Below are 18,716 nucleotides of genomic sequence, written 5' to 3'. Positions count from 1 at the left end.
CCCGTGCCGGCGCCCGGCCCGCGCGCCGAACCCGCACGGCGTCGCGCGCGGCCGTCGCCGGCGCGCGCTGGCGCCGCCTTCACCCATGGTTCACCACCACGGTGCGCGCCGACCCGCCCGCCTCGCTCGCGGCGCCGGGGCGGGAACCGCCGCCAGCGCGGGGATCCGGCGGGCACCTCGCGCGCGCGGTGAAACGCACCCCGGAGTGGAACGGGCCCCAGCGACGGGCGCGGCGCTCGCCGGGGCAGGCCGCGCGACTCGGGTGCGTCGCCACCCCCGGCGCAGGCGCCGGCTGGCGCCGCGCGCGCCGCGTTCCTGACGCGGAGGCGGCCCCGGCGCCCGCGCCCGGCGCGGCTCCGGGCGGGCGCGCCGGTTCCGTGGCGCGCGCCCGCGGCGCGCGCGCGGCTGGCACGCCCGGTGCTCTGCCCCGGCGCGGAGCTCGCGGCGCCAGGACCGCGGCGCGGCGCGACGCCGCGAGACGAGACCGGGAGGAGCGCACGTGACGACGGAGCTGGCGAAGACCGACGGAGCGGCGGGCACGGCGACGGAGCTGGGCCGCCGGCTCGCCGGGAAGTACATGACGTTCCAGCTCGCGCGCGAGGAGTACGGGATCGAGATCCTCACCGTGCGCGAGATCATCGGGCTGCTGGAGATCACCCGCGTCCCGCGCACGCGCGACTTCATCCGCGGCGTGATCAACCTGCGCGGCAAGGTCATCCCGGTCATCGACCTGCGGCTCAAGTTCGGCATGGAGCGGTGCGAGCCCACCGACCAGACCGTCGTCATCGTGGTGCACTGCGCGGTGGACGGGAGGCCGCTCACCATGGGGCTGCTGGTGGACCAGGTGCTCGAGGTCCTCTCCATCGGCCCGGCGATGATCGAGCCGGCGCCCGCGCTGGGGCAGGCCGCGCCGGAGGAGGACTTCATCCTCGGCGTCGGCAAGCACGAGCGGCGCATCGTGTTCCTGCTCGACATCGCTCGCATCCTCTCCTCGGACGACGCCCGCGAGCTGGGCCGCGCGTCCGCCGCCGGCGCGGCCGCCGGCCCCACCCCTGGCACCGAGACGACGGGAGACGCGCCATGAAGACCCGAAGCACCCACAACGGGAAGCTCATCTTCGCGGGGTTCCTCGCGGCGAACGTCCTGGCGGTCGCGATCGGCGCGACCTCGTTCCTCACGGTGCGGCGCCTCTCCGCGTCGCTCACCGCCGTCAGCCAGGAGGAGCTGCCGGCCGCCCTGGCGCTGGCGCGGGCGCGGGCGGCGAGCCACGGGGTCATGCGCGCCGCCAACGCGATGATGAGCCCGCGGATCTCCGGCGACGCCGAGACGCGCGAGGCCATGTTCACGCTCACCGAGCGCTCCGTCCGCGACCTGGCGGAGGCGCGGAAGACGTTCGACGCGCTGCCGCACGCCGCCGCGGAGCGGGAGACGTGGGGCCGCGTGACCGCGTCGCTCGACGCCTGGAGCGGCCTCGTGACCGCCTACCTGGACGCCGTCCGGCAGCGGGAGCTGCAGCTCACGCCGGAGGCCGACGAGCGCTGCTGGACGGGCTACCAGCGGCTCCGCGGGAAGCTGCTCGAGTTCGCGCCGCTGCTGGACGGGATGATCGAGGCCTCCGGCAAGGACGCCCTCGCCCTCGAGGCGGAGTCGGCCGCGGTCGCGCGGCGCAGCCAGCTCACGGTGGCGATCCTGGTGATCGCCGGGTCCGTCGCCATGCTGGCCATCGCTTGGTTCCTGGCGCGGCGCGTGTCGCGGGCCATCGGCGCCGTGGTCGCCGAGACCGGGCGGCTCTCCGCGGCGGTGGAGGCCGGGCGGCTCGACGTGCGCGGCGACCTCGCGCGCGTCGATCCCGACTTCCGCCCCGTGGTCCAGGGCCTCAACGCCACCATGGAGGCCTACGCGGGCCCGATCCGGATGGCCGCGGACTGCGTCACCCGGATCGCGCAGGGCGAGATCCCCGCGCCCATCACGGATCGGTACGAGGGCGACTTCGACCGGATCAAGCAGGCGCTCAACGGCTGCAGCGCGAGCCTCTCCAGCGTCCTCGGCGCCATGGAGGCGATGGGCCGGGCGCAGGGCGAGGGCGACATCGAGGCCTTCGTGGAGGAGGAGCGCTTCCAGGGCGTGTACCGCAGCGTGGCGGCGAGCATGAACGGCGCGGTGCGCACGCACGTCTCCGCGATCCTCGAGATGCTCACCACCTTCGGCGCCTACGGCGAGGGGGACTTCGAGCCGAGGCTGGCGCCGCGCAAGGGCAAGCAGGTGGTCGCGAACGAGACCTGCGACCGGATCCGCGACAACCTCCGCGCGGTCGCGGCCGAGGTCCAGGCGCTCACCGCCGCCGCGGCCGAGGGGCGCCTCGCCACGCGCGCCGACGCCGCCCGGTTCCAGGGCGACTGGCGCACGCTGGTCGAGGGCGTCAACGGGACGCTCGACGCCATCGTCGGGCCGCTCAAGGTGGCGTCGAACGCGGTGGACGCCATCTCCCGCGGCGCCATCCCGCCGCCGGTCGCCGAGCCGTGGACGGGCGACTTCATCCGGCTGAAGGACCACCTGAACGGCTGCATCGGCGCGGTGAACGCGCTCGTCGCCGACGCGAACGCGCTCGCCGAGGCCGCGGTCGCCGGCCGCCTCGACGCGCGGTCCGACGCCTCCCGCCACCAGGGCGACTTCCGCCGGATCGTGGAGGGCGTCAACCGCACCCTCGACGCGGTGCTCGCGCCCGTCGAGGAGGCCGCCCGCGTGCTGGAGAAGCTGGCGCACCGCGACCTGCGGGCGCGGGTCCAGGGCAGCTACCAGGGGGACCACGCCCGGATCGCCGAGTCGGTCAACGGCACCGCCACGGCGCTCCACGACGCGCTCGCGCAGGTGAACGAGACGGTGCAGCAGGTGTCCAGCGCCGCGGCGCAGATCGCCGCCTCCTCGCAGGCGGTGGCCTCCGGCGCCTCGCAGCAGGCCTCCTCGCTGGAGCAGACCTCCAGCTCCATCGAGGAGGTCTCCGGAATGACCAAGCAGTCCTCGGACAACGCGCAGCAGGCCAACCAGCTCGCGGTCACCGCGCGCGGCGCCGCCACCGACGGGGCCACCGCGGTGGAGCAGATGCAGGGCGCCATGGCGCGCATCAAGGCGTCGGCCGAGGGCACCGCGCAGATCATCAAGGACATCAACGAGATCGCGTTCCAGACCAACCTGCTCGCGCTCAACGCGGCGGTGGAGGCGGCCCGCGCCGGCGAGGCCGGCCGCGGCTTCGCGGTCGTCGCCGAGGAGGTGCGCTCGCTCGCGCTCCGCTCCAAGGAGGCCGCCACCAAGACCGAGGCCCTCATCCGCGACTCGGTGAAGCAGGCCGGCGAGGGCGAGGTCACCGCGCGCCACGTGGCCGGCAAGCTCGGCGAGATCGTGCAGGGCATCGGCAAGGTCACCGACATCGTCTCGGAGATCGCCGCCGCCGCGCGGGAGCAGTCGGCCGGCATCGAGCAGGTGAACAAGGCCATCGCCGAGATGGACAAGGTCACGCAGCAGAACGCCGCCTCCGCGGAGGAGTCCTCCTCCGCGGCGTCGGAGCTGTCGGGCCAGTCGGAGGAGCTCGCGGCCATGGTGGGCGCGTTCCAGCTCGACCGCGCGCGCGCGGCGGCGCCCCGCCGCCCGGCCGCCGCGCCGGCGCGACCGGCCGCGCCCAGCCCGGGCCTGCGCCCCCGCAACGGGGCGGGCGCCGCGGGCGCGAACGGCGCGGCCCCGGCCGCGGGCGCGCGCGCCCTGGCCGAGCAGGCGTTCCCGATGGAAGACGACGCCGACATCCGGGACTTCTAGTGGACGCCGGTCCCGCGCCAGCCCGCGAGCCCCGGCGCATCCGGGTGCTGGTGGTGGACGACTCCGCGGTCGTGCGGAACGTCTTCCAGCAGGAGCTCTCCGCCGACCCCGGCATCGAGGTGGTGGGGACCGCGCCGGATCCGTTCGCGGCGCGCGACCTCATCCTGGAGCGCGCGCCCGACGTCATCACGCTGGACGTCGAGATGCCGCGCATGGACGGCATCACGTTCCTGCACAAGATCATGCGCTACCGGCCCACGCCGGTGATCGTGGTCTCCTCGCTGACGCCGGCCGGCGGCGCCCTCGCGCTCGAGGCGCTCGCCGCCGGCGCCTGCGACGTCATGTGCAAGCCCGGCGCGGCGTACTCGGTGGGCGAGATGACCGCCGACCTGGTCGAGAAGGTGAAGGAGGCCGCCGCCGCGGGCGTGCGCGCGCCGGCGCCGCTCCCCCCGCCGGACCGCGCGGCCACGCCCCGCGCCCTGGCGCGGACCACGCTCCAGGTGGTCGCCATCGGCGCCTCCACCGGCGGCACCGTCGCGATCGAGCGGATCCTGGCGGCGCTCCCGCCCGGCGCGCCCGGCATCGTCGTCACGCAGCACATGCCGGAGCTGTTCACCCGCTACTTCGCGAACCGGCTGCGCGACCGGTCCGGCCTGGACGCGCGCGAGGCGCAGGGCGGCGAGTCGGTGGTGCCCGGCACGGTGCTGGTCGCGCCCGGCAGCCGGCACATGCTGCTCCGCCGCTCCGGCGCCCGCTACGTGGTGGAGATCAAGGACGGCCCGCGGGTGAACCGCCACCGGCCCTCGGTGGACGTGATGTTCCGCTCGGTGGCGCGCGCGGCCGGGCCGAACGCCATCGGCGTGATCCTCACCGGGATGGGCGGCGACGGCGCGCAGGGGCTGCGCGCCATGCGCGACGCGGGGGCCAGGACGGTCGCGCAGGACGAGGCGTCCTGCGTGGTGTACGGGATGCCGAAGGTGGCCGTCGAGCTGGGCGCGGTGGAGCGGTCGCTGCCGCTCGACCGGATCGCGCCCGAGATCCTGAGGCTGGCCGGCGAGGCGGGCGGCTGACGCGGGTCAGAGCGGCGCGACCTGGTCGCCCGACTGGACCGTGACCCGGCCCGAGTCCAGGAACAGCCGCACCGTCCGCGAGCGGGAGCCGCCCACGTCCTCGGCGACGACCGCCACCCGCGCGTGCCGCAGGATGCGCCACATCGCGGCGTGGTTCCGGCGGCCGATGTCGAACGCGCCGCCGCGGTCGTTGAAGCTCCCGCCCCCGGCCGCCTTCACCACCAGCGCCTCCTTCCGGCAGCCGCGGGCGTACAGGCGGTGGAACAGCAGCGGGATCCCGGTGTCGGCGAACGTGCCGGGCGCGTCGAGGGCGCGCTCGGGGGAGAGCGCGGAGGCGGGCAGCTGGAAGTGCAGCATGCCGCCCACGCGCAGGCCCGGATCCCAGGCCACGAGCGCGATGCAGGAGCCCAGGCCGTGGGTGACGATCACCGCGCGGGGATCGCCGGTCACCGCCAGATCGCCGATGCCCACGGTGACGAGGCTCACCCGGCCTCCGGCATCCGGTACACCGAGGGGCGCTCGCTGCGCAGCCGCGTGGCGAGCCCGGCCAGCGTCTCCGAGTGGCCGACGAACAGCGGCGCGCCCGGGCGCAGCAGCCGCTCGATCTCCTCGACCAGCCCGGCGCGCATGGGCCGGTCGAAGTAGATCATCACGTTCCGGCAGAAGACCGCGTCGAGCGGCCCCTGCATCGGGTACGGGTGCTCCGCCAGGTTGAGGCGGCGGAGCACCACCCGCTCGCGCAGGCGCGGCACGACCTCGTGGAGCGTGGCGCCCCCGGGCCCGGGCCGCGCCGCGAGGCAGCGGGCCCGCAGCGGCGCGGGGATGGCGGCGACCTCGTCGTCGAGGTAGGCCGCCTCGGCCGCGCGCGCCAGCACGCGGGTGGACAGGTCGGTCGCGAGGATGCGCCAGTCGCAGCCCTCCAGCTCGGGCTCGAGCACCATCGCGGCGGTGTAGGGCTCCTCGCCGGACGAGCAGCCCGCGCACCACACCCGGAAGCGCCGCTGACCGGCCCGGCGGGCGACCCGCACCCACTGCACCAGGGTCTCGAAGTGATCCGGCTCGCGGAAGAACTGGGTGAAGTTGGTGGAGATGGCGTCGAGGAAGCGCACCAGCTCGTCGCCCGCGTCGCGGCGCAGGCGCTCGAGGTAGTCGCGCTCCGAGCCGAGCCCGAGCTCGCGCAGCCGCCGCGCCAGGCGCGCCTGCACCAGCGCCGACTTCCCCGGGCGCAGGAAGATCCCGGCCCGCTCGTGGGCGATGCGCTGGAACGCCTGGTACGTCTCCAGGTCCACTAGGCCCCCGCCGCGCGCCGCGCGCCGCGCCCGGCCGCCGCGTCGCGCGACGCGAGGCCCGCCAGCCGGTCCACGTTCAGGATGAGCCCCACCCTGCCGTCCGACAGGATGGCCGCGCCGGAGAGGAAGTCGGTGTCGCCGATCCCGCTCCCGAGCGGCTTGATCACCACCTGCTGCTGGGTGATCACGTCGTCCACCACCAGCCCGGCCTTGCGCCCCAGCCCTTCCACCACCACCACCCGCAGGTCGTCCGCCGCGGCCGCGGTCTCGCGGGCGCCGAGCAGCCGGTGCAGGCGCAGGAGCGGCAGGATCTCGCCCCGGACGTCGATCACCTCGCCGCGGCCGGCGGCGCGCCGGATCATCTGCTCGGTGGGCCGCAGCGACTCGACGATGGAGAGGCTGGGCAGGATGTAGGTCTCGCCGCCGCAGGAGACGAGCATGCCGTCGATGATGGCGAGGGTGAGCGGGAGCACCAGGCGGAAGGTGGTCCCCGCGCCCGGCTGCGAGCCCACCGTCACCCGGCCGCGCATCCCCTCCACGTTGCGCTTCACCACGTCCATGCCCACGCCGCGGCCGGAGATCTCGGTGACGCTGGCGGCGGTGGAGAAGCCGGGGAGGAAGACCAGCGCGTGGACCTCGGCGTCGGACAGCTCCTGCCCGTCGCCCACCAGCCCGCGCTCCCGGGCCTTGCGCAGGATCCGCTCGCGCTGCAGCCCGCGCCCGTCGTCCCTCAGCTCCACCACGATCGAGCCGCCCTCGTGGTACGCCGAGAGGCGCAGGGTGGAGCGGGCCGGCTTGCCCGCGGCGAGGCGCTCCGCCTCGGGCTCGATGCCGTGGTCGAGCGCGTTCCGCACCAGGTGGACGAGCGGGTCCTCGATGCGCTCGACCATGCTGCGGTCCATCTCGGTGTCCTCGCCGGAGGTCTCGAGCACCACCTCCTTGCCGGTCCGGCGCGAGAGGTCGCGGACCAGCCGGCCCATCTTCTGGAACGCGCCGCGCACCGGGACCATGCGCATCCGCATGGCCACGTTCTGCAGGTCCCGGCTGATCTTCGTCATCTGGTTGAGCGAGTTGCGCAGGCGCAGGGAGGCCACCCCCGCCAGCTCCGGCGCGTGCACCACCATCGACTCGACGATGATGAGCTCGCCGATCATCTCCACCATCGAGTCCACCCGCTCCAGGTCCACCTTCACGGTCTCGCGGAGCTGGCCGCCGACCGGGTGCGAGGCGGCCGCGGGCGCGGCCGGAGGTCCGGGCTCGGCCGCGGGCTCCGCGGCTGCGGGCTCGGGGACCAGCTGCAGCGCCGCCGGCGCGCTGCCCTGCGCGCTCACCGCCTCCGCCGCCTCCACCGCCTCGCCGGCCGCCTCCGCGGCCGCGCTCGCCGCCGCGATCCGCTCGACCAGCCCCGGCACGCGCGCGTCGGGCTGGAGGTCGGCCCGCGCGTCCACCGCCTGGCGCAGCCGCTCCAGCAGGCTCCGCAGCGCGGCGGTCGCCTCGAAGGTCACGTCGAAGGCCTCGCCCGCCAGCGCCAGCCGGCCGCTCCGGACGTGGTCGAGCAGGGTCTCGGCGGTGTGCGCGAGCGAGACGATCTCGGAGAGCTCCAGGAAGCCGGCCACGCCCTTGATGGTGTGGAAGACGCGGAACAGCGCGTTCGTCCGGTCCGGGTGCGGCCCCTCCCGCTCGACGGCGAGGAGCGTCTCGTCGGCGCGGGCCAGCCCGTCGAGCCCCTCCTCCAGGAAGTCCGCGATGAGCTCGAGCGTGTCCGCGTCGCGGGTCGCGCGCGCGGCCGCGGGCAGCTCGGGCGCGGCCGGCGCCGGACGGGCGGACTCGCCGCCCCCGAGCAGCTCGGAGAGCCGCGCGAGCGCCGCCGCGGCGCCCTCGCCCTCGAGCGCGCGCCCGAGCGCACCGACCTCCCCGGCCAGCGCTCCCTCCAGCGCGCCGGCCGCGGCGGCCGCGGCCAGCGCCCGCCCGAGGTCGCCGAGCGAGCCCGGATCCGCCGCGTCCGCCGCCACCACCGCGGCCGCGAGCGCCTCGCGCGCCTCGGCCCCTGATCCTCCGGACATCCCGTCCTCCGATCGCCGGCGCCGCGGCGTGGCCGTGCGCCGATCGACCGTCGGCCGTTGCAGCGCGCGTGCCCGGATCCCGGGACGCGCCGCGACCTCGCCCCGCGCGCGCCCGCGGCGGATCCCGCGCGCTTCGGCCGCGGCGACGCCCCGGGGCCGCGGCGGACCCGAGTCCCCCGCGACACGCGGACGGCGCGCGTCATGCGGCTGGCGTCAGGATCGCCGGGCTCCGCCGCGCCGCCGCGAGACCGCTGGGCCGCAGCGGATCCCGGCGCCGGCGCTGCGCCGCAGGCCCGCCGGCGCGCCGCGCACCGGGTCCGCGGCGCCCGCCCCGGCGCCCCGGCGCCGAGGCAAGGCGCTTGCAGAACGCCGGGCCGGGGTCCGCGCCCGAGCGCGGCGCCGGGACGTCCCGGCACATCCCCGGTGCTCGCACATGACGACCTTGCCGCCCCCAGAGCAGATGGCCTCCGTGGTGTCGGGGGTGACCCAGACGATGCTGGGACTCACCTTCGTCCCCGACGCCGCCCGGACGCCGTGGCGCGATCTGGTGTGGCGCGGGGCCGTGCTCTCCATCGCGGGCGCGCGCCCGCTCACGGTCGGCCTGTCCTCGGATCGCGACGGCTGCACCGCGCTGACCGCGGCCCTGTTCCAGGTCGCCGCCGAGGAGGTGTCGGACGAGATGCTCTCCGACTCGCTGTGCGAGCTGGTGAACATGACCGCCGGGCTGCTCAAGGCGCACCTGCGCCTGGAGCAGGCGCTCGGGCTGCCGCGGGTGGTGCCCACGGGCCAGCCGCCAGTGCCGCCGCCGCCCGAGAGCGCGAACAGCGTGGTGCTGCGCGCGGAGCACCTCGGCCTGGTGCTGTGGGTGTTCGAGGGCCTGGCCTGACCGTGGACCCTTTCGCGCCGGCGCGCGGCCCGCGACGGGCCGGGCGCGGCGGCGCCGGAGAGAATCGATGCCCGCCATCCTGACCGTGGACGACAGCCGCGCGGTGCGCACCATCGTCGGCAAGCAAGTGAAGGAGCTGGGGTTCGACGTGCTGGAGGCCGAGGACGGCGTCCAGGGCCTCGAGCAGCTCGCGCAGGCGCAGGTGGACCTGGTGCTGCTCGACGTCACCATGCCGAACATGGACGGCCCCGCCATGCTCCAGAGCATGCGCGACGGCGGCAACCAGACGCCGGTGATCATGCTCACCTCGGAGTCGAAGCGGAGCATCGTGGCCGGGGCCATGAAGCTCGGCATCGCCGACTACATCCTGAAGCCGTTCAAGCCCGAGGAGCTCCGCTCCAAGGTGCTCTCGGTGCTGCAGGGCGAGGGCGGCGTGGGCGGGCTCGGCGCCGAGCCGATCGCCGAGGCCGCGCCCGCCGAGGTGGCCGCGGCCGGCCCCGCCGCCCCGGCCGGCGGGCGCTTCGTGGACGTGCTGGTGGTGGACGACATGGAGAACGTGCAGAAGAAGCTCCGCTCCATGGTGCCGCAGCACGTCAGCCTGAACGGCTACACCAGCGCCGCCTCGGCGCTGGCCGCCTGCCGCGAGCGCGTCTACCGGGTGGTGCTGGTGGACACCGAGATCCCCGACGTGAACAGCGCCGTGCTGGCCCAGCAGATCCGCGTGCTCCAGCCGCACGCCGCCCTGGTGGCGCTCGCGTTGCGCACCGCCAACGACGTCACCAAGGAGGTCCGGGAGCAGGGCTTCGACGACGTGCTCTTCAAGCCGTTCCGCCCCGAGACCATCGACGACTTCCTGCTCCAGTACTTCGACAACCAGGACTTCCTGCAGATCGAGGACAACGTGCTGCGCCTGGCGCCGTTCGCGGGCCGGGCCGACAAGGTGGACCGCTTCTACAACCGGGTCCACGCGGTCTTCGCCGGCGCGCTCGAGAAGGTCGCGGCGGCCTGCTACGACGAGGTGGTGCTCGACGTCGGCACGCCGCCGCTCGAGGGCGACCGGCTGCCCAAGCTGGTGAACGCGGTGGCCGAGAAGGCGCGCGACTTCGGCATGTCGCTCGCGCTGGTCGGCGCGCCCGAGGTCCGCAAGGCGCTCGGCGGCTACACCGAGACGAAGGACCTCCGGCTCTTCGCCACCGTCCAGGAGGCGCGCGCGGGCGGCGCCGCCTAGCGCGACGCGCATGAGCGTCGACAAGCTCTCCGCCGAGCTGGAGGCGATCCTCGTCAAGCGGATCGAGGCCGACCAGCTCTTCCTGCCCACCCTGCCCGCGGTGGCCACCCGCGTGCTGGACGTGCTGCGGGATCCCGACGCCGGCATGAAGGAGGCGGCGCAGATCCTGGAGAAGGACCCGGTGCTGGCGGCCCGCGCGCTGCGCATGGCCACCAGCGCCGCGTTCGCGGCCGGCACCCGCAGGATCACGCTGCAGGAGGCCCTGGCGCGGCTCGGCACCCGCTCGCTGAAGGCGCTGCTGGTGGAGGCGTCGGCCCAGAAGCTGTTCGTCTCGCGCGACGCGCAGATCAACGCGGCGCTGAAGGCGCTGTGGGAGCACTCGGTGGCGGTGGGCATCCTCGCCCGCGACGTGCTCGCGCTGACCGGGACGGGCGACTCCGAGTCCGCCTACCTGGCCGGCCTGCTCCACGACGTGGGCAAGCCGGTGGTGGCGAGCGTGCTGCTCGAGGTGGAGCGGCAGCTCACCGAGGTGTACCAGCGCGGCTGGATCGACTCCGGCGAGTGGCTGGCGGTGGTGGGCCGGGTGCACCGGCGGGTCGGGGTGGCGCTGGCCGACAGGTGGCAGCTCCCCGCGCCCATCGTCGCCTGCATCCGGGAGGCGACGGAGTACGACAAGGGCGATCGCGCCTCGCTCGCGAACGCGGTGTGCTTCGCGAACGCCCTCGCCAAGAAGTCCGGCATCTTCGCGGGCGCGATCGACGCCGAGGACGTGGACGCGCTGGTGATGATCGGGCGCTCCGTGATCGGCATCTCCGACGACGTGCTGCGGACGCTGACGCGCGGCCTGCGCGAGCGCGTGCGCGGCCTCTACGACTGAGCGCCGGCCGTCACCGCGGTGACGGCGCCAGCCCGCTGACGTCTCCCCAACCCCGCGGGATCAGGCCGTTCGCGCGTGGCGCGCGGCTTGCTCCGGGGGTCGCCCGGGAGACGACATGGCAGACGCGAACGACAGCCCCACCCCGCCCCCGGCCCCGGCGCCCGGCGGCTCGAAGCTCGTGCCGGCGCTGCTCGCGCTCAACCTCCTCGTGGTCGCCGCGCTGCTCGCGGTCTTCCTGCTGCGCGGCGGTGCGGCGGGGGGCCCGGCCGCCGCCGCGGCGGGCGACCCGCACGGCAAGGCGGGCGCGGGCGCGCCCCCCGGGCCCACCATCAAGCTCGCGGACTTCATCGTCCACCTGCGCGACACGGACGCCGACCGCTACGCGCGCGTCACCTTCGACGTCGAGGTCGCCACCGAGGACGACCGCACGCGCCTCGCCCCGCTCGTCCCGCGGGTCCGCGACGCGTTCATCGCCTACCTCTCCGACCGGACGGTGGAGGAGCTGCGCGGCGGCGACGCCATCGCGCGCACCAAGGCCGCGCTCTCCGAGCGCCTCGGCGCGCTGGCGGCCGGCGTCGAGATCCGCGCGCTCTACATCACCGACCTCGTCATCCAGTGAGCCCGCCCGTGCCCGCCACCCTCACCTCCGACGAGATCAAGGCGCTCATGAGCGCCATCCAGGACGGCCGGCTCGCCACCGAGGGCGCGGCGTCGAGCCGGGCCCAGGTCGCGCCCTACGACCTCACCAGCCAGGACCGGATCATCCGCGGCCAGATGCCCACGCTCGACGCCATCAACGAGCAGGTGGCGTCGATGCTGGGCATCGGGCTGGCCGGCCGCACGCGGCTCGCGCTGCGGATCAGCTCCGCGCCGGCGACGCTGCTCAAGTTCGCCGATCTCGCCCCGCTGCTCGCGCCGCCCGCCTCGGTGTGCATCCTGGGGCTGGGCGCGTCCTACGGGTTCGCGCTGGCGGTGCTGGAGGCGGGGCTGGCCGAGGCGCTGCTGGCGGCCGCGCTGGGCGACCGGCGCGTCCGCCAGCCCGAGGAGGGCGGCGACACGCGCCGCGAGCTCACCTCCGTGGAGCAGCTCGTGCTGCGCCGCCTCCTGCGCCTGCTCGCCGACGCCATGACGCAGGCCTGGGCGCCGGTGCTCCCCTTCGAGCCGGAGGTGCTCCGCCTCGAGCCGGATCCGCGCATGGCCAGCATCGCCCCGCCCACCGACGTGGGCATCGTCTCCGGGTTCGAGCTGAAGGGCGGCATCGAGGGGCGGCTGCACCTCGTCATCCCCTACGCGGCGGTGGAGTCCGCCAAGCAGAAGCTCTCCTCGCCGCGGCGCCTGTCGCAGCGCGCCGACGAGCGGTTCGCGGACGCGCTGGCGCGCGAGGTCGAGCAGGTGCCGGTGGAGATCCGCGGGCTCTACGGCCGCGCCCGCATCCCGTTCGCGCGCCTGCTCGAGCTCGCCGAGGGCGAGGTGCTGCTGCTCGACACCGACGAGGGGCGGCCGGTGCCGGTGGTGGTGCAGGGGCGCGAGAAGCTCCTCGGGACGCCCACCGTGTCGGGCGGGAGCCTGGCGCTGGTGGTGGACCAGCCGCTCCGCCCGCCCGCGCTGACCCCCGCCACCCTCGTGCGCTGAGGAACCCATGGAAGCCCAGACCCCGCGGAACGGCGACTCGACCCGACGCCTCGACCTGCTGCTCGACGTGCCCCTCGAGGTGAACGTCGAGCTGGGCCGCACCCGCATGACCATCCAGGACCTGCTCCAGCTCGCGCCCGGCTCGGTGATCGAGCTCGACAAGGTCGCCGGCGAGCCGCTCGACATCCTGGTGAACGGCCGGCTGGTGGCGCGCGGCGAGGCGGTGGTGGTGAACGACAAGTTCGGCGTGCGCATCACCGACATCGTCTCGCCGCAGGAGCGCATCCAGCGCCTCCGCTAGGAGCCGAGCCCGTGCCCACCTCGCTCGTCGTCGCGCTCGTCCTGGCCGCCGCGCCGCTCCCCGCCGACCTGCCCGCGCCCGCGGCGCCGGAGCCCGGCGCGCCCGCGCAGACCGCGGTCGCGACGCCCCCGCCCGCCCCCGCCCCCGCCCCCGCCGCCGCTCCCGCCGCCGCCGCCGCCGCCGCCGCTCCCGCCGTCCCCGCCGCCGCGCCCGCGACGCCGCCCGCCCGCCCGCTCGACCTGGGCCGCGCGCCCGGCCTCGGGGCGCTGGCCGCGCCGGGGCTGCTGCTCGCGGCGCTGGCCGCCGCGGCGCTCGTCCTCGCCCGCCGGCGCCGCGCCGCGCCGCGGCACGTCGAGGTGCTCGAGACCACCAGCCTCGGCCCCCGCCGCGCGCTGGTGCTCGCGCGCGTCGGCGACGAGGTGCTGCTGCTCGGCGCGAGCGAGGCCGGCCTGGCGCTCCTGCGCGCCCTCCCGGCGGTCCCCGCCCCCGCGGCCGCGGCGCCCGCCCAGGCGGTCCCCCCGCCCCTCCCCGCCCGCCCCGCGCCGGCCGACCTGCTCGCGCGGCTGCGCGGCCTGGGGCGAGCGGGCGCGCCCGCGCCGGCGCCCGGCTTCGAGGCGCTGCTCGCGGAGAGCGCCGAGGACCAGGAGCTGCGGCGCAAGCTGGCCCGCGGCCAGGCCGGGAGCGTCCGGTGAGCGCGCTCGGCCTGCCGCTCGCGGCGCTGACGGTGGCGAGCCCCGCCGCGGAGGGCGCGCTGCAGATCTCCGTGAACGGCGGCGGCTCCGCGCCGGTGAAGCTGTTCCTGGTGCTCACCGCGCTGAGCTTCGCGACCGCGCTGCTCGTCTCGGTCACCTCCTTCACGCGGATCGTGATCGTGCTCTCGTTCCTGCGCCAGGCGCTCGGGACGCCGCAGGTCCCGCCGAACCAGGTGCTGGTCGGCCTGGCGCTGGTGCTCTCGTGCTTCGTCATGTCGCCCACCGCGACGCGCGTGTACGCGGACGCGCTGGGCCCGTACCTCGACGATCGCATCGGGCAGGCCGAGGCGCTGGAGCGCGCCAGCGGCCCGGTGCGCGAGTTCATGCTCCGCCAGACGCGCGACCAGGACCTGGCGCTCTTCTACGAGATCTCCGCCACGCCCCGGCCCGCCGCCGGCGACGCCATCCCGATGTCCATCGCCGTTCCGGCCTTCATGATCTCCGAGCTGACCACCGCCTTCCGCATGGGCCTGTTCCTCTACGTGCCGCTGCTGCTGGTGGACCTGCTCGTCTCGGCCATCCTCATGTCGATGGGCATGATGATGGTGCCGCCCACGCTCATCGCGCTGCCGGTGAAGATCGGCCTGTTCGTGATGGCCGACGGCTGGCGCCTGGTGGTCGGCGCGCTGGCGCGGAGCTTCGCGTGACCCCCGAGCTGCCCGGCGCGCTGCTGCGCGAGGCGCTGCTGCTGCTCGCGGCGGTGGGCGGGCCGGTGCTGGGCGCGCTGCTCCTGGTCGGCCTGGTGGTGGGCGTGCTGCAGGCGGCGACGCAGGTGAACGACGCCGCGGTGGGCTTCCTGCCCCGCGTGGCCGCGGCCGGCGCGGTGATCTGGCTGCTGGGCGGCTGGATGATGGACCGGCTCTCCGGCTTCCTGGCGCAGTGCATCCTCCGGATGGCGGGGCGCTGAGTGGACCTGCCGCTCGCCACGGCCTGGGGCTTCGGCCTGCTGCTGCTCCGGACCGCCGGGCTGTGCGCGGTCGCGCCGGTGCTCGGCGCGCGCGTCGTCCCGGCCCGGGTCCGGCTCGCGCTGGCGCTCGCGCTCACCTGGGCGGTGCACGCCGGAGCAGGTTCCCCCGCGGTCGCGCCGCCCGCCGGCCTCGCCGGCCTGGCCGGCGCCGCGCTCGCCGAGACCGCCACCGGGCTCCTGGCGGGCCTCGCCGCGCGCTGGACGCTCGACGCCGCGCTCGCCGCCGGCCACCTCGCCGGCCTCTCCGCCGGCCTCGGCTACTCCGCGCTCGTCGATCCCATCACCGGGGCCGAGTCGAGCGCGGTGTCGCAGACGGTGTTCGTGGTGGCCCAGGCGGTGGCGGTGGCGCTCGGGGTCCACCGCGAGGCGGTGGCGTGGCTCGTCCGCTCCGCGGTCGCCTGGCCCCCGGGCGCCGCGCCGGACCCGGCCGGGCTCGCCTCGCGCGCCGCCGGCCAGGCGATCCTCTCGGTCGCGCTGGCGGTCCGCCTCGCGTTCCCGGTGATGGCGGCGGCGCTGCTCGGCCACCTCCTGCTGGCGGTGATGGGCCGGATGGCCCCGCAGCTCTCGCTCTCCAACGTGGGGTTCTCGGCCTCCACGCTCGCCGCCGGCCTGGCGCTGTACCTGACCGCCCCGGCCGCCGCGGAGCTGGCCGCGCGCGCCGCGGTGGCTGCGCTCGCCGGGCCGGGAGGGTGACGCGGTGGCCGACGCCGAGGACCAGGAGAACCGCACCGAGCCGGCCAGCGCGCAGCGCCTGGCCCGGGCCCGCGACGAGGGCCAGGTGCCGCTCGGCCACGACGCCGCGCTGGCGGCCGGGCTGGCCGGCGCGGCGCTCACGCTGGTGGCGCAGGCGCGCGGGCTGGGCGGCGGGCTGGCCGAGCTGATGCGCCACGCCGCCGGCTCGGTGGACCGGGCGCCGTTCGCCACGCTGCCCGCGCTGGCGGCGCGGCCGGCGGCGGCTGCGCTGTCGGTGTGCGCGGCGGCGGCGCTCGCCGGCGCCGCCGCCACCCTCGCGCAGACGCGCGGCGGGTGCTGGCCCCGGCTGGCCGCCCCCGATCCCTCGCGCCTGCTCCAGCCCGGCCGGCTGCTGCGCCCGCTCTCCCGCGACTTCCTCCTCGACCTGGCCCTGGCGCTCGCCAAGGTCGGGGCGATCGGCGCGGCCGCCTGGAGCGCCGCCCGCGACGGGGTGGCCCGGCTCCCGGCGCTGCTCGGCGCCGCGCCCGGCGAGCAGCTCGCCCTGGTCTTCTCGCTGGTCGCCCGCGTGGCGCTCCCGGTGCTCCTCGCCGCCGCCGCGCTCGCGCTGGCCGAGCTGGGGCTGGCCCGGTGGCGCTTCGCGCGCAAGCACCGGATGACGAAGGACGAGGCGAAGCGGGAGGTGAAGGAGGACGAGGGCGATCCGCTCGTCCGCGGCCGGCGCCGGCGCCGCCACCGCGAGCTGCTCCGCAACCAGGCGCGCCTGGAGGTGCCGCGCGCGGACGCGCTGGTGGTGAACCCGACCCACGTGGCGGTCGCCCTCCGCTACCGGCGCGACGAGGGGCGCGCGCCGCGGGTGACCGCCAAGGGCAAGGGCGAGCTGGCCCGCCAGATGCGGGCGCTGGCGCGCGAGCACGGCGTGCCGGTGGTGCAGGACGTGCCGCTCGCCCGGCTGCTGTACCGCAAGGTGAAGGTGGGCCGGGAGATCCCGGCCCAGACCTACAAGGCCGTGGCCGCCGTGCTCGCGTTCGTGTACCGCGCGGCCGGCCGCCGCGACGGAGGGGCGCGCGCGTGAGCTCGACGTCGATCTCGGGGCCGCCCGCCGGCGGCCGGGCGGAGCTGGCGGTGGCGGTCGGGGTGCTCGGCATCCTCGCCATCCTGATCGTGCCGCTCCCCGCGCCGGCGCTGGACGTCGCCCTGGCGCTCTCCATCGGGCTCTCGGTGCTGATGCTGCTCGTCGCGCTCGGCCTCGATCGCGCGGTGGACTTCTCGGTCTTCCCCTCGCTCCTGCTGCTCGTCACGCTGTTCCGCCTGGCGCTGAACGTCGCCACCACCCGGCTCATCCTCACCGACGGCGGCAACGGGGCCGGCGCGGCCGGCCACCTCATCGAGACGTTCGGGCGGTTCGCGGTCGGCGGCAGCCTGGTGGTCGGCCTGGTGGTGTTCCTCATCCTGCTCATCGTGAACTTCACGGTGATCACGAAGGGCTCGAACCGCGTCTCGGAGGTGGCGGCGCGCTTCACCCTGGACGCCCTCCCCGGCAAGCAGATGGCGATCGACGCCGACCTGGCCGCCGGCCTGGTGGACGACCGCGAGGCGCGCGCGCGGCGGCAGGCGCTGGAGCGCGAGACCGAGTTCTTCGGCGCGATGGACGGCGCCTCCAAGTTCGTGCGCGGCGACGCGGTGGCCGGCCTCGCCATCACCGCGGTCAACATCGTGGGCGGCCTGCTCACCGGGCTGGTGCGCGACCACCTCTCGCTCTCCGCCGCCGCGGAGACCTACACCCTGCTCACCGTCGGCGACGGGCTGGTGTCGCAGATGCCGGCCCTGCTCGTCTCCACCGCCGCCGGCCTGGTGGTGACCCGGGCCGCCGGGAGCGACCTCGGCACGCAGGTGGCGACCCAGATGCTGGGCCGGCCCCCGGTGCTCCGCACCGCCGCGGGCGTGCTGCTGGCGCTGGGGCTGCTGCCGGGCATGCCGCTGGCCGCGTTCGGCGGGGTGGCCGGGGCGCTGCTGCTCGCGGCGCGGCGGGCCGCCCGCCGGCAGGAGGCCGCCGCCCGCGCGCCGCGCCCCGCCGCGGAGGCGCAGGGCCCGGAGCGGATCCAGGACCTGCTGGCGCTGGACGCGCTGGAGCTCGGCGTCGGCTACGGGCTGGTGCCGCTCATCGACCTCGAGAAGGGCGGCGAGCTGCCCGGGCGCGTCACCGCGCTCCGGCGCCAGCTCGCCACCGACCTCGGCATCGTGCTCCCCCCGGTGCACCTGCGCGACGACCTCCGCCTCGAGCCCGGCCAGTACCGCGTGCTGCTGCGCGGCGTCGAGCTCGGCCGCGGCCTCGCCCACCCCGAGCGGCTCATGGCGCTCGACCCGAACGGCGGCGACCCGGCGGTGGAGGGCGTGCCGGGCGTGGACCCGGCGTTCGGCCTGCGCGCGGTGTGGATCAGCCCGGCCGACCGCCCGCGCGCCGAGGCGCTCGGGCTCACGCTGGTGGACGCCGCCTCGGTGATCACCACGCACCTGTCCGAGCTGCTGCGCCGCAACGCCCACGAGATCGTGGGCCGCCAGGAGGTGCAGGAGCTGCTCGGGATGCTGGGCCGCGACGCGCCCAAGCTGGTGGAGGACGTGGTCCCGGGCGCGATCTCGCTGGGCGAGCTGGTGCGGGTGGTCCGGGGGCTGCTGCGCGAGGGCGTGTCGGTGCGCGACCTGCGCACGGTGCTGGAGGCGGTGGCCGACGCGGCCCCGCGCTCGAAGGAGGCGGCCTGGCTGGTGGAGGCCGCGCGCCGCCGGCTCTCGCGGCAGCTCACCGCCCGCGCCACGGGCGCCGACGGGGTGGTGCGCGCGCTCACCCTCGACCGCAGCACCGAGGAGACGCTCCGGGCCACCCTGGGCGCCTCCGACGGCGAGGCGGCCCTCGCGCCCGACGTCGAGACCGCGCGGCGCCTGGTCGCGTCCCTGGAGGCGGGCGCCACGCGCCTGACCGGCGCCGGGCACCCCGTCGTGCTCCTGGCGCCACCGGACCTGCGCCGGCCGCTGTTCGACTTCGCCAGCCGCTTCGTGCCCGACGTCCAGGTGCTGGCCGCTCGCGAGCTGGTGCCGGGCACCACCGTGGAGCCGGCCGGCACGGTGCAGGCGCAGCCGCAGCTCGCGGCCTGACGGT

The 18,716-nt window shown here is 76.4% G+C and carries 17 protein-coding genes and 1 pseudogene; 15 read left to right on the top strand and 3 right to left on the bottom strand.

What is annotated here, in order from left to right; genetic code table 11:
* Positions 1-499: 499 nt before the first annotated feature.
* Genes ADEH_RS07115 through ADEH_RS07105 form a run of 3 tightly spaced genes read left to right on the top strand, consistent with a single transcriptional unit; the run spans position 500 to position 4,877 of the window.
* Positions 500-1,084 (top strand): chemotaxis protein CheW, encoded by a 585-nt coding sequence (locus ADEH_RS07115; protein ID WP_011420432.1) that lies wholly within the window; start codon positions 500-502, stop codon positions 1,082-1,084.
* Positions 1,081-3,807, top strand: coding sequence for a methyl-accepting chemotaxis protein (locus ADEH_RS07110; protein WP_011420431.1), 2,727 nt, complete (start codon positions 1,081-1,083; stop codon positions 3,805-3,807). The genes ADEH_RS07115 and ADEH_RS07110 overlap by 4 nt, the downstream gene beginning before the upstream one ends.
* Positions 3,807-4,877 (top strand): protein-glutamate methylesterase/protein-glutamine glutaminase, encoded by a 1,071-nt coding sequence (locus ADEH_RS07105; RefSeq protein WP_011420430.1) that lies wholly within the window; start codon positions 3,807-3,809, stop codon positions 4,875-4,877. The genes ADEH_RS07110 and ADEH_RS07105 overlap by 1 nt, the downstream gene beginning before the upstream one ends.
* A gap of 6 nt (positions 4,878-4,883) precedes the next feature.
* Here ADEH_RS07105 and ADEH_RS07100 read toward each other — a convergent pair whose 3' ends face one another.
* The 3 genes from ADEH_RS07100 to ADEH_RS07090 are packed head-to-tail and all read right to left on the bottom strand — an operon-like array spanning position 4,884 to position 8,229.
* Positions 4,884-5,363, bottom strand: a complete 480-nt coding sequence (locus tag ADEH_RS07100) for a chemotaxis protein CheD (RefSeq protein ID WP_011420429.1) — start codon at positions 5,361-5,363, stop codon at positions 4,884-4,886.
* Positions 5,360-6,166 carry a CheR family methyltransferase gene (locus tag ADEH_RS07095; protein ID WP_011420428.1) on the bottom strand — a complete coding sequence of 269 codons (807 nt, stop codon included), beginning with the start codon at positions 6,164-6,166 and terminating at the stop codon, positions 5,360-5,362. The genes ADEH_RS07100 and ADEH_RS07095 overlap by 4 nt, the downstream gene beginning before the upstream one ends.
* Positions 6,166-8,229, bottom strand: coding sequence for a chemotaxis protein CheA (locus ADEH_RS07090; protein WP_011420427.1), 2,064 nt, complete (start codon positions 8,227-8,229; stop codon positions 6,166-6,168). The genes ADEH_RS07095 and ADEH_RS07090 overlap by 1 nt, the downstream gene beginning before the upstream one ends.
* A 481-nt stretch (positions 8,230-8,710) precedes the next feature.
* On the opposite strand from ADEH_RS07090, the gene ADEH_RS07085 reads away from it, so the two are divergent.
* The 12 genes and pseudogenes from ADEH_RS07085 to flhA all read left to right on the top strand — a co-directional run bounded on the left by ADEH_RS07085 (position 8,711) and on the right by flhA (position 18,712).
* The gene (locus ADEH_RS07085) at positions 8,711-9,115 is read left to right on the top strand and encodes a chemotaxis protein CheX (RefSeq protein WP_232287446.1); all 405 of its coding nucleotides are present in this window, start codon (positions 8,711-8,713) and stop codon (positions 9,113-9,115) included.
* A gap of 67 nt (positions 9,116-9,182) precedes the next feature.
* Positions 9,183-10,343, top strand: coding sequence for a response regulator (locus ADEH_RS07080; RefSeq protein ID WP_011420425.1), 1,161 nt, complete (start codon positions 9,183-9,185; stop codon positions 10,341-10,343).
* Positions 10,344-10,353: 10 nt separating this feature from the next.
* Positions 10,354-11,220: an HDOD domain-containing protein gene (locus tag ADEH_RS07075; RefSeq protein WP_011420424.1), complete on the top strand. Its 867-nt coding sequence runs from the start codon at positions 10,354-10,356 to the stop codon at positions 11,218-11,220.
* 115 nt (positions 11,221-11,335) lie between these two features.
* Positions 11,336-11,839 carry a flagellar basal body-associated FliL family protein gene (locus ADEH_RS07070; protein ID WP_011420423.1) on the top strand — a complete coding sequence of 168 codons (504 nt, stop codon included), beginning with the start codon at positions 11,336-11,338 and terminating at the stop codon, positions 11,837-11,839.
* 8 nt (positions 11,840-11,847) lie between these two features.
* The gene (locus ADEH_RS07065) at positions 11,848-12,852 is read left to right on the top strand and encodes a flagellar motor switch protein FliM (protein ID WP_011420422.1); all 1,005 of its coding nucleotides are present in this window, start codon (positions 11,848-11,850) and stop codon (positions 12,850-12,852) included.
* Between the two features lie 49 nt (positions 12,853-12,901).
* A pseudogene (gene fliN, locus ADEH_RS07060) lies at positions 12,902-13,153 on the top strand (flagellar motor switch protein FliN); the annotation flags it as partial.
* Positions 13,154-13,164: 11 nt separating this feature from the next.
* Positions 13,165-13,845, top strand: coding sequence for a flagellar biosynthetic protein FliO (locus tag ADEH_RS07055; RefSeq protein WP_011420420.1), 681 nt, complete (start codon positions 13,165-13,167; stop codon positions 13,843-13,845).
* On the top strand, positions 13,842-14,552 hold the full coding sequence (gene fliP, locus ADEH_RS07050; protein ID WP_011420419.1) for a flagellar type III secretion system pore protein FliP: 711 nt from the start codon (positions 13,842-13,844) through the stop codon (positions 14,550-14,552). The genes ADEH_RS07055 and fliP overlap by 4 nt, the downstream gene beginning before the upstream one ends.
* On the top strand, positions 14,549-14,812 hold the full coding sequence (locus ADEH_RS07045) for a flagellar biosynthetic protein FliQ (protein WP_011420418.1): 264 nt from the start codon (positions 14,549-14,551) through the stop codon (positions 14,810-14,812). The genes fliP and ADEH_RS07045 overlap by 4 nt, the downstream gene beginning before the upstream one ends.
* Complete coding sequence (locus tag ADEH_RS07040; RefSeq protein WP_011420417.1) at positions 14,813-15,565, top strand: flagellar biosynthetic protein FliR; 753 nt, start codon at positions 14,813-14,815, stop codon at positions 15,563-15,565. It abuts the gene before it with no gap.
* Positions 15,566-15,569: 4 nt separating this feature from the next.
* A complete protein-coding gene (locus tag ADEH_RS07035) occupies positions 15,570-16,637 on the top strand; it encodes an EscU/YscU/HrcU family type III secretion system export apparatus switch protein (RefSeq protein WP_011420416.1) in 1,068 nt (355 codons plus the stop codon).
* On the top strand, positions 16,634-18,712 hold the full coding sequence (gene flhA, locus ADEH_RS07030; protein WP_011420415.1) for a flagellar biosynthesis protein FlhA: 2,079 nt from the start codon (positions 16,634-16,636) through the stop codon (positions 18,710-18,712). The genes ADEH_RS07035 and flhA overlap by 4 nt, the downstream gene beginning before the upstream one ends.
* Positions 18,713-18,716 lie beyond the last annotated feature (4 nt).

The sequence above is a fragment of the Anaeromyxobacter dehalogenans 2CP-C genome (genome assembly GCF_000013385.1).
Lineage (GTDB): Bacteria > Myxococcota > Myxococcia > Myxococcales > Anaeromyxobacteraceae > Anaeromyxobacter > Anaeromyxobacter dehalogenans_B.
The sequence above is the reverse complement of the archived record's forward strand: the minus strand, read 5'-3'. Positions and strand labels throughout refer to the sequence as shown.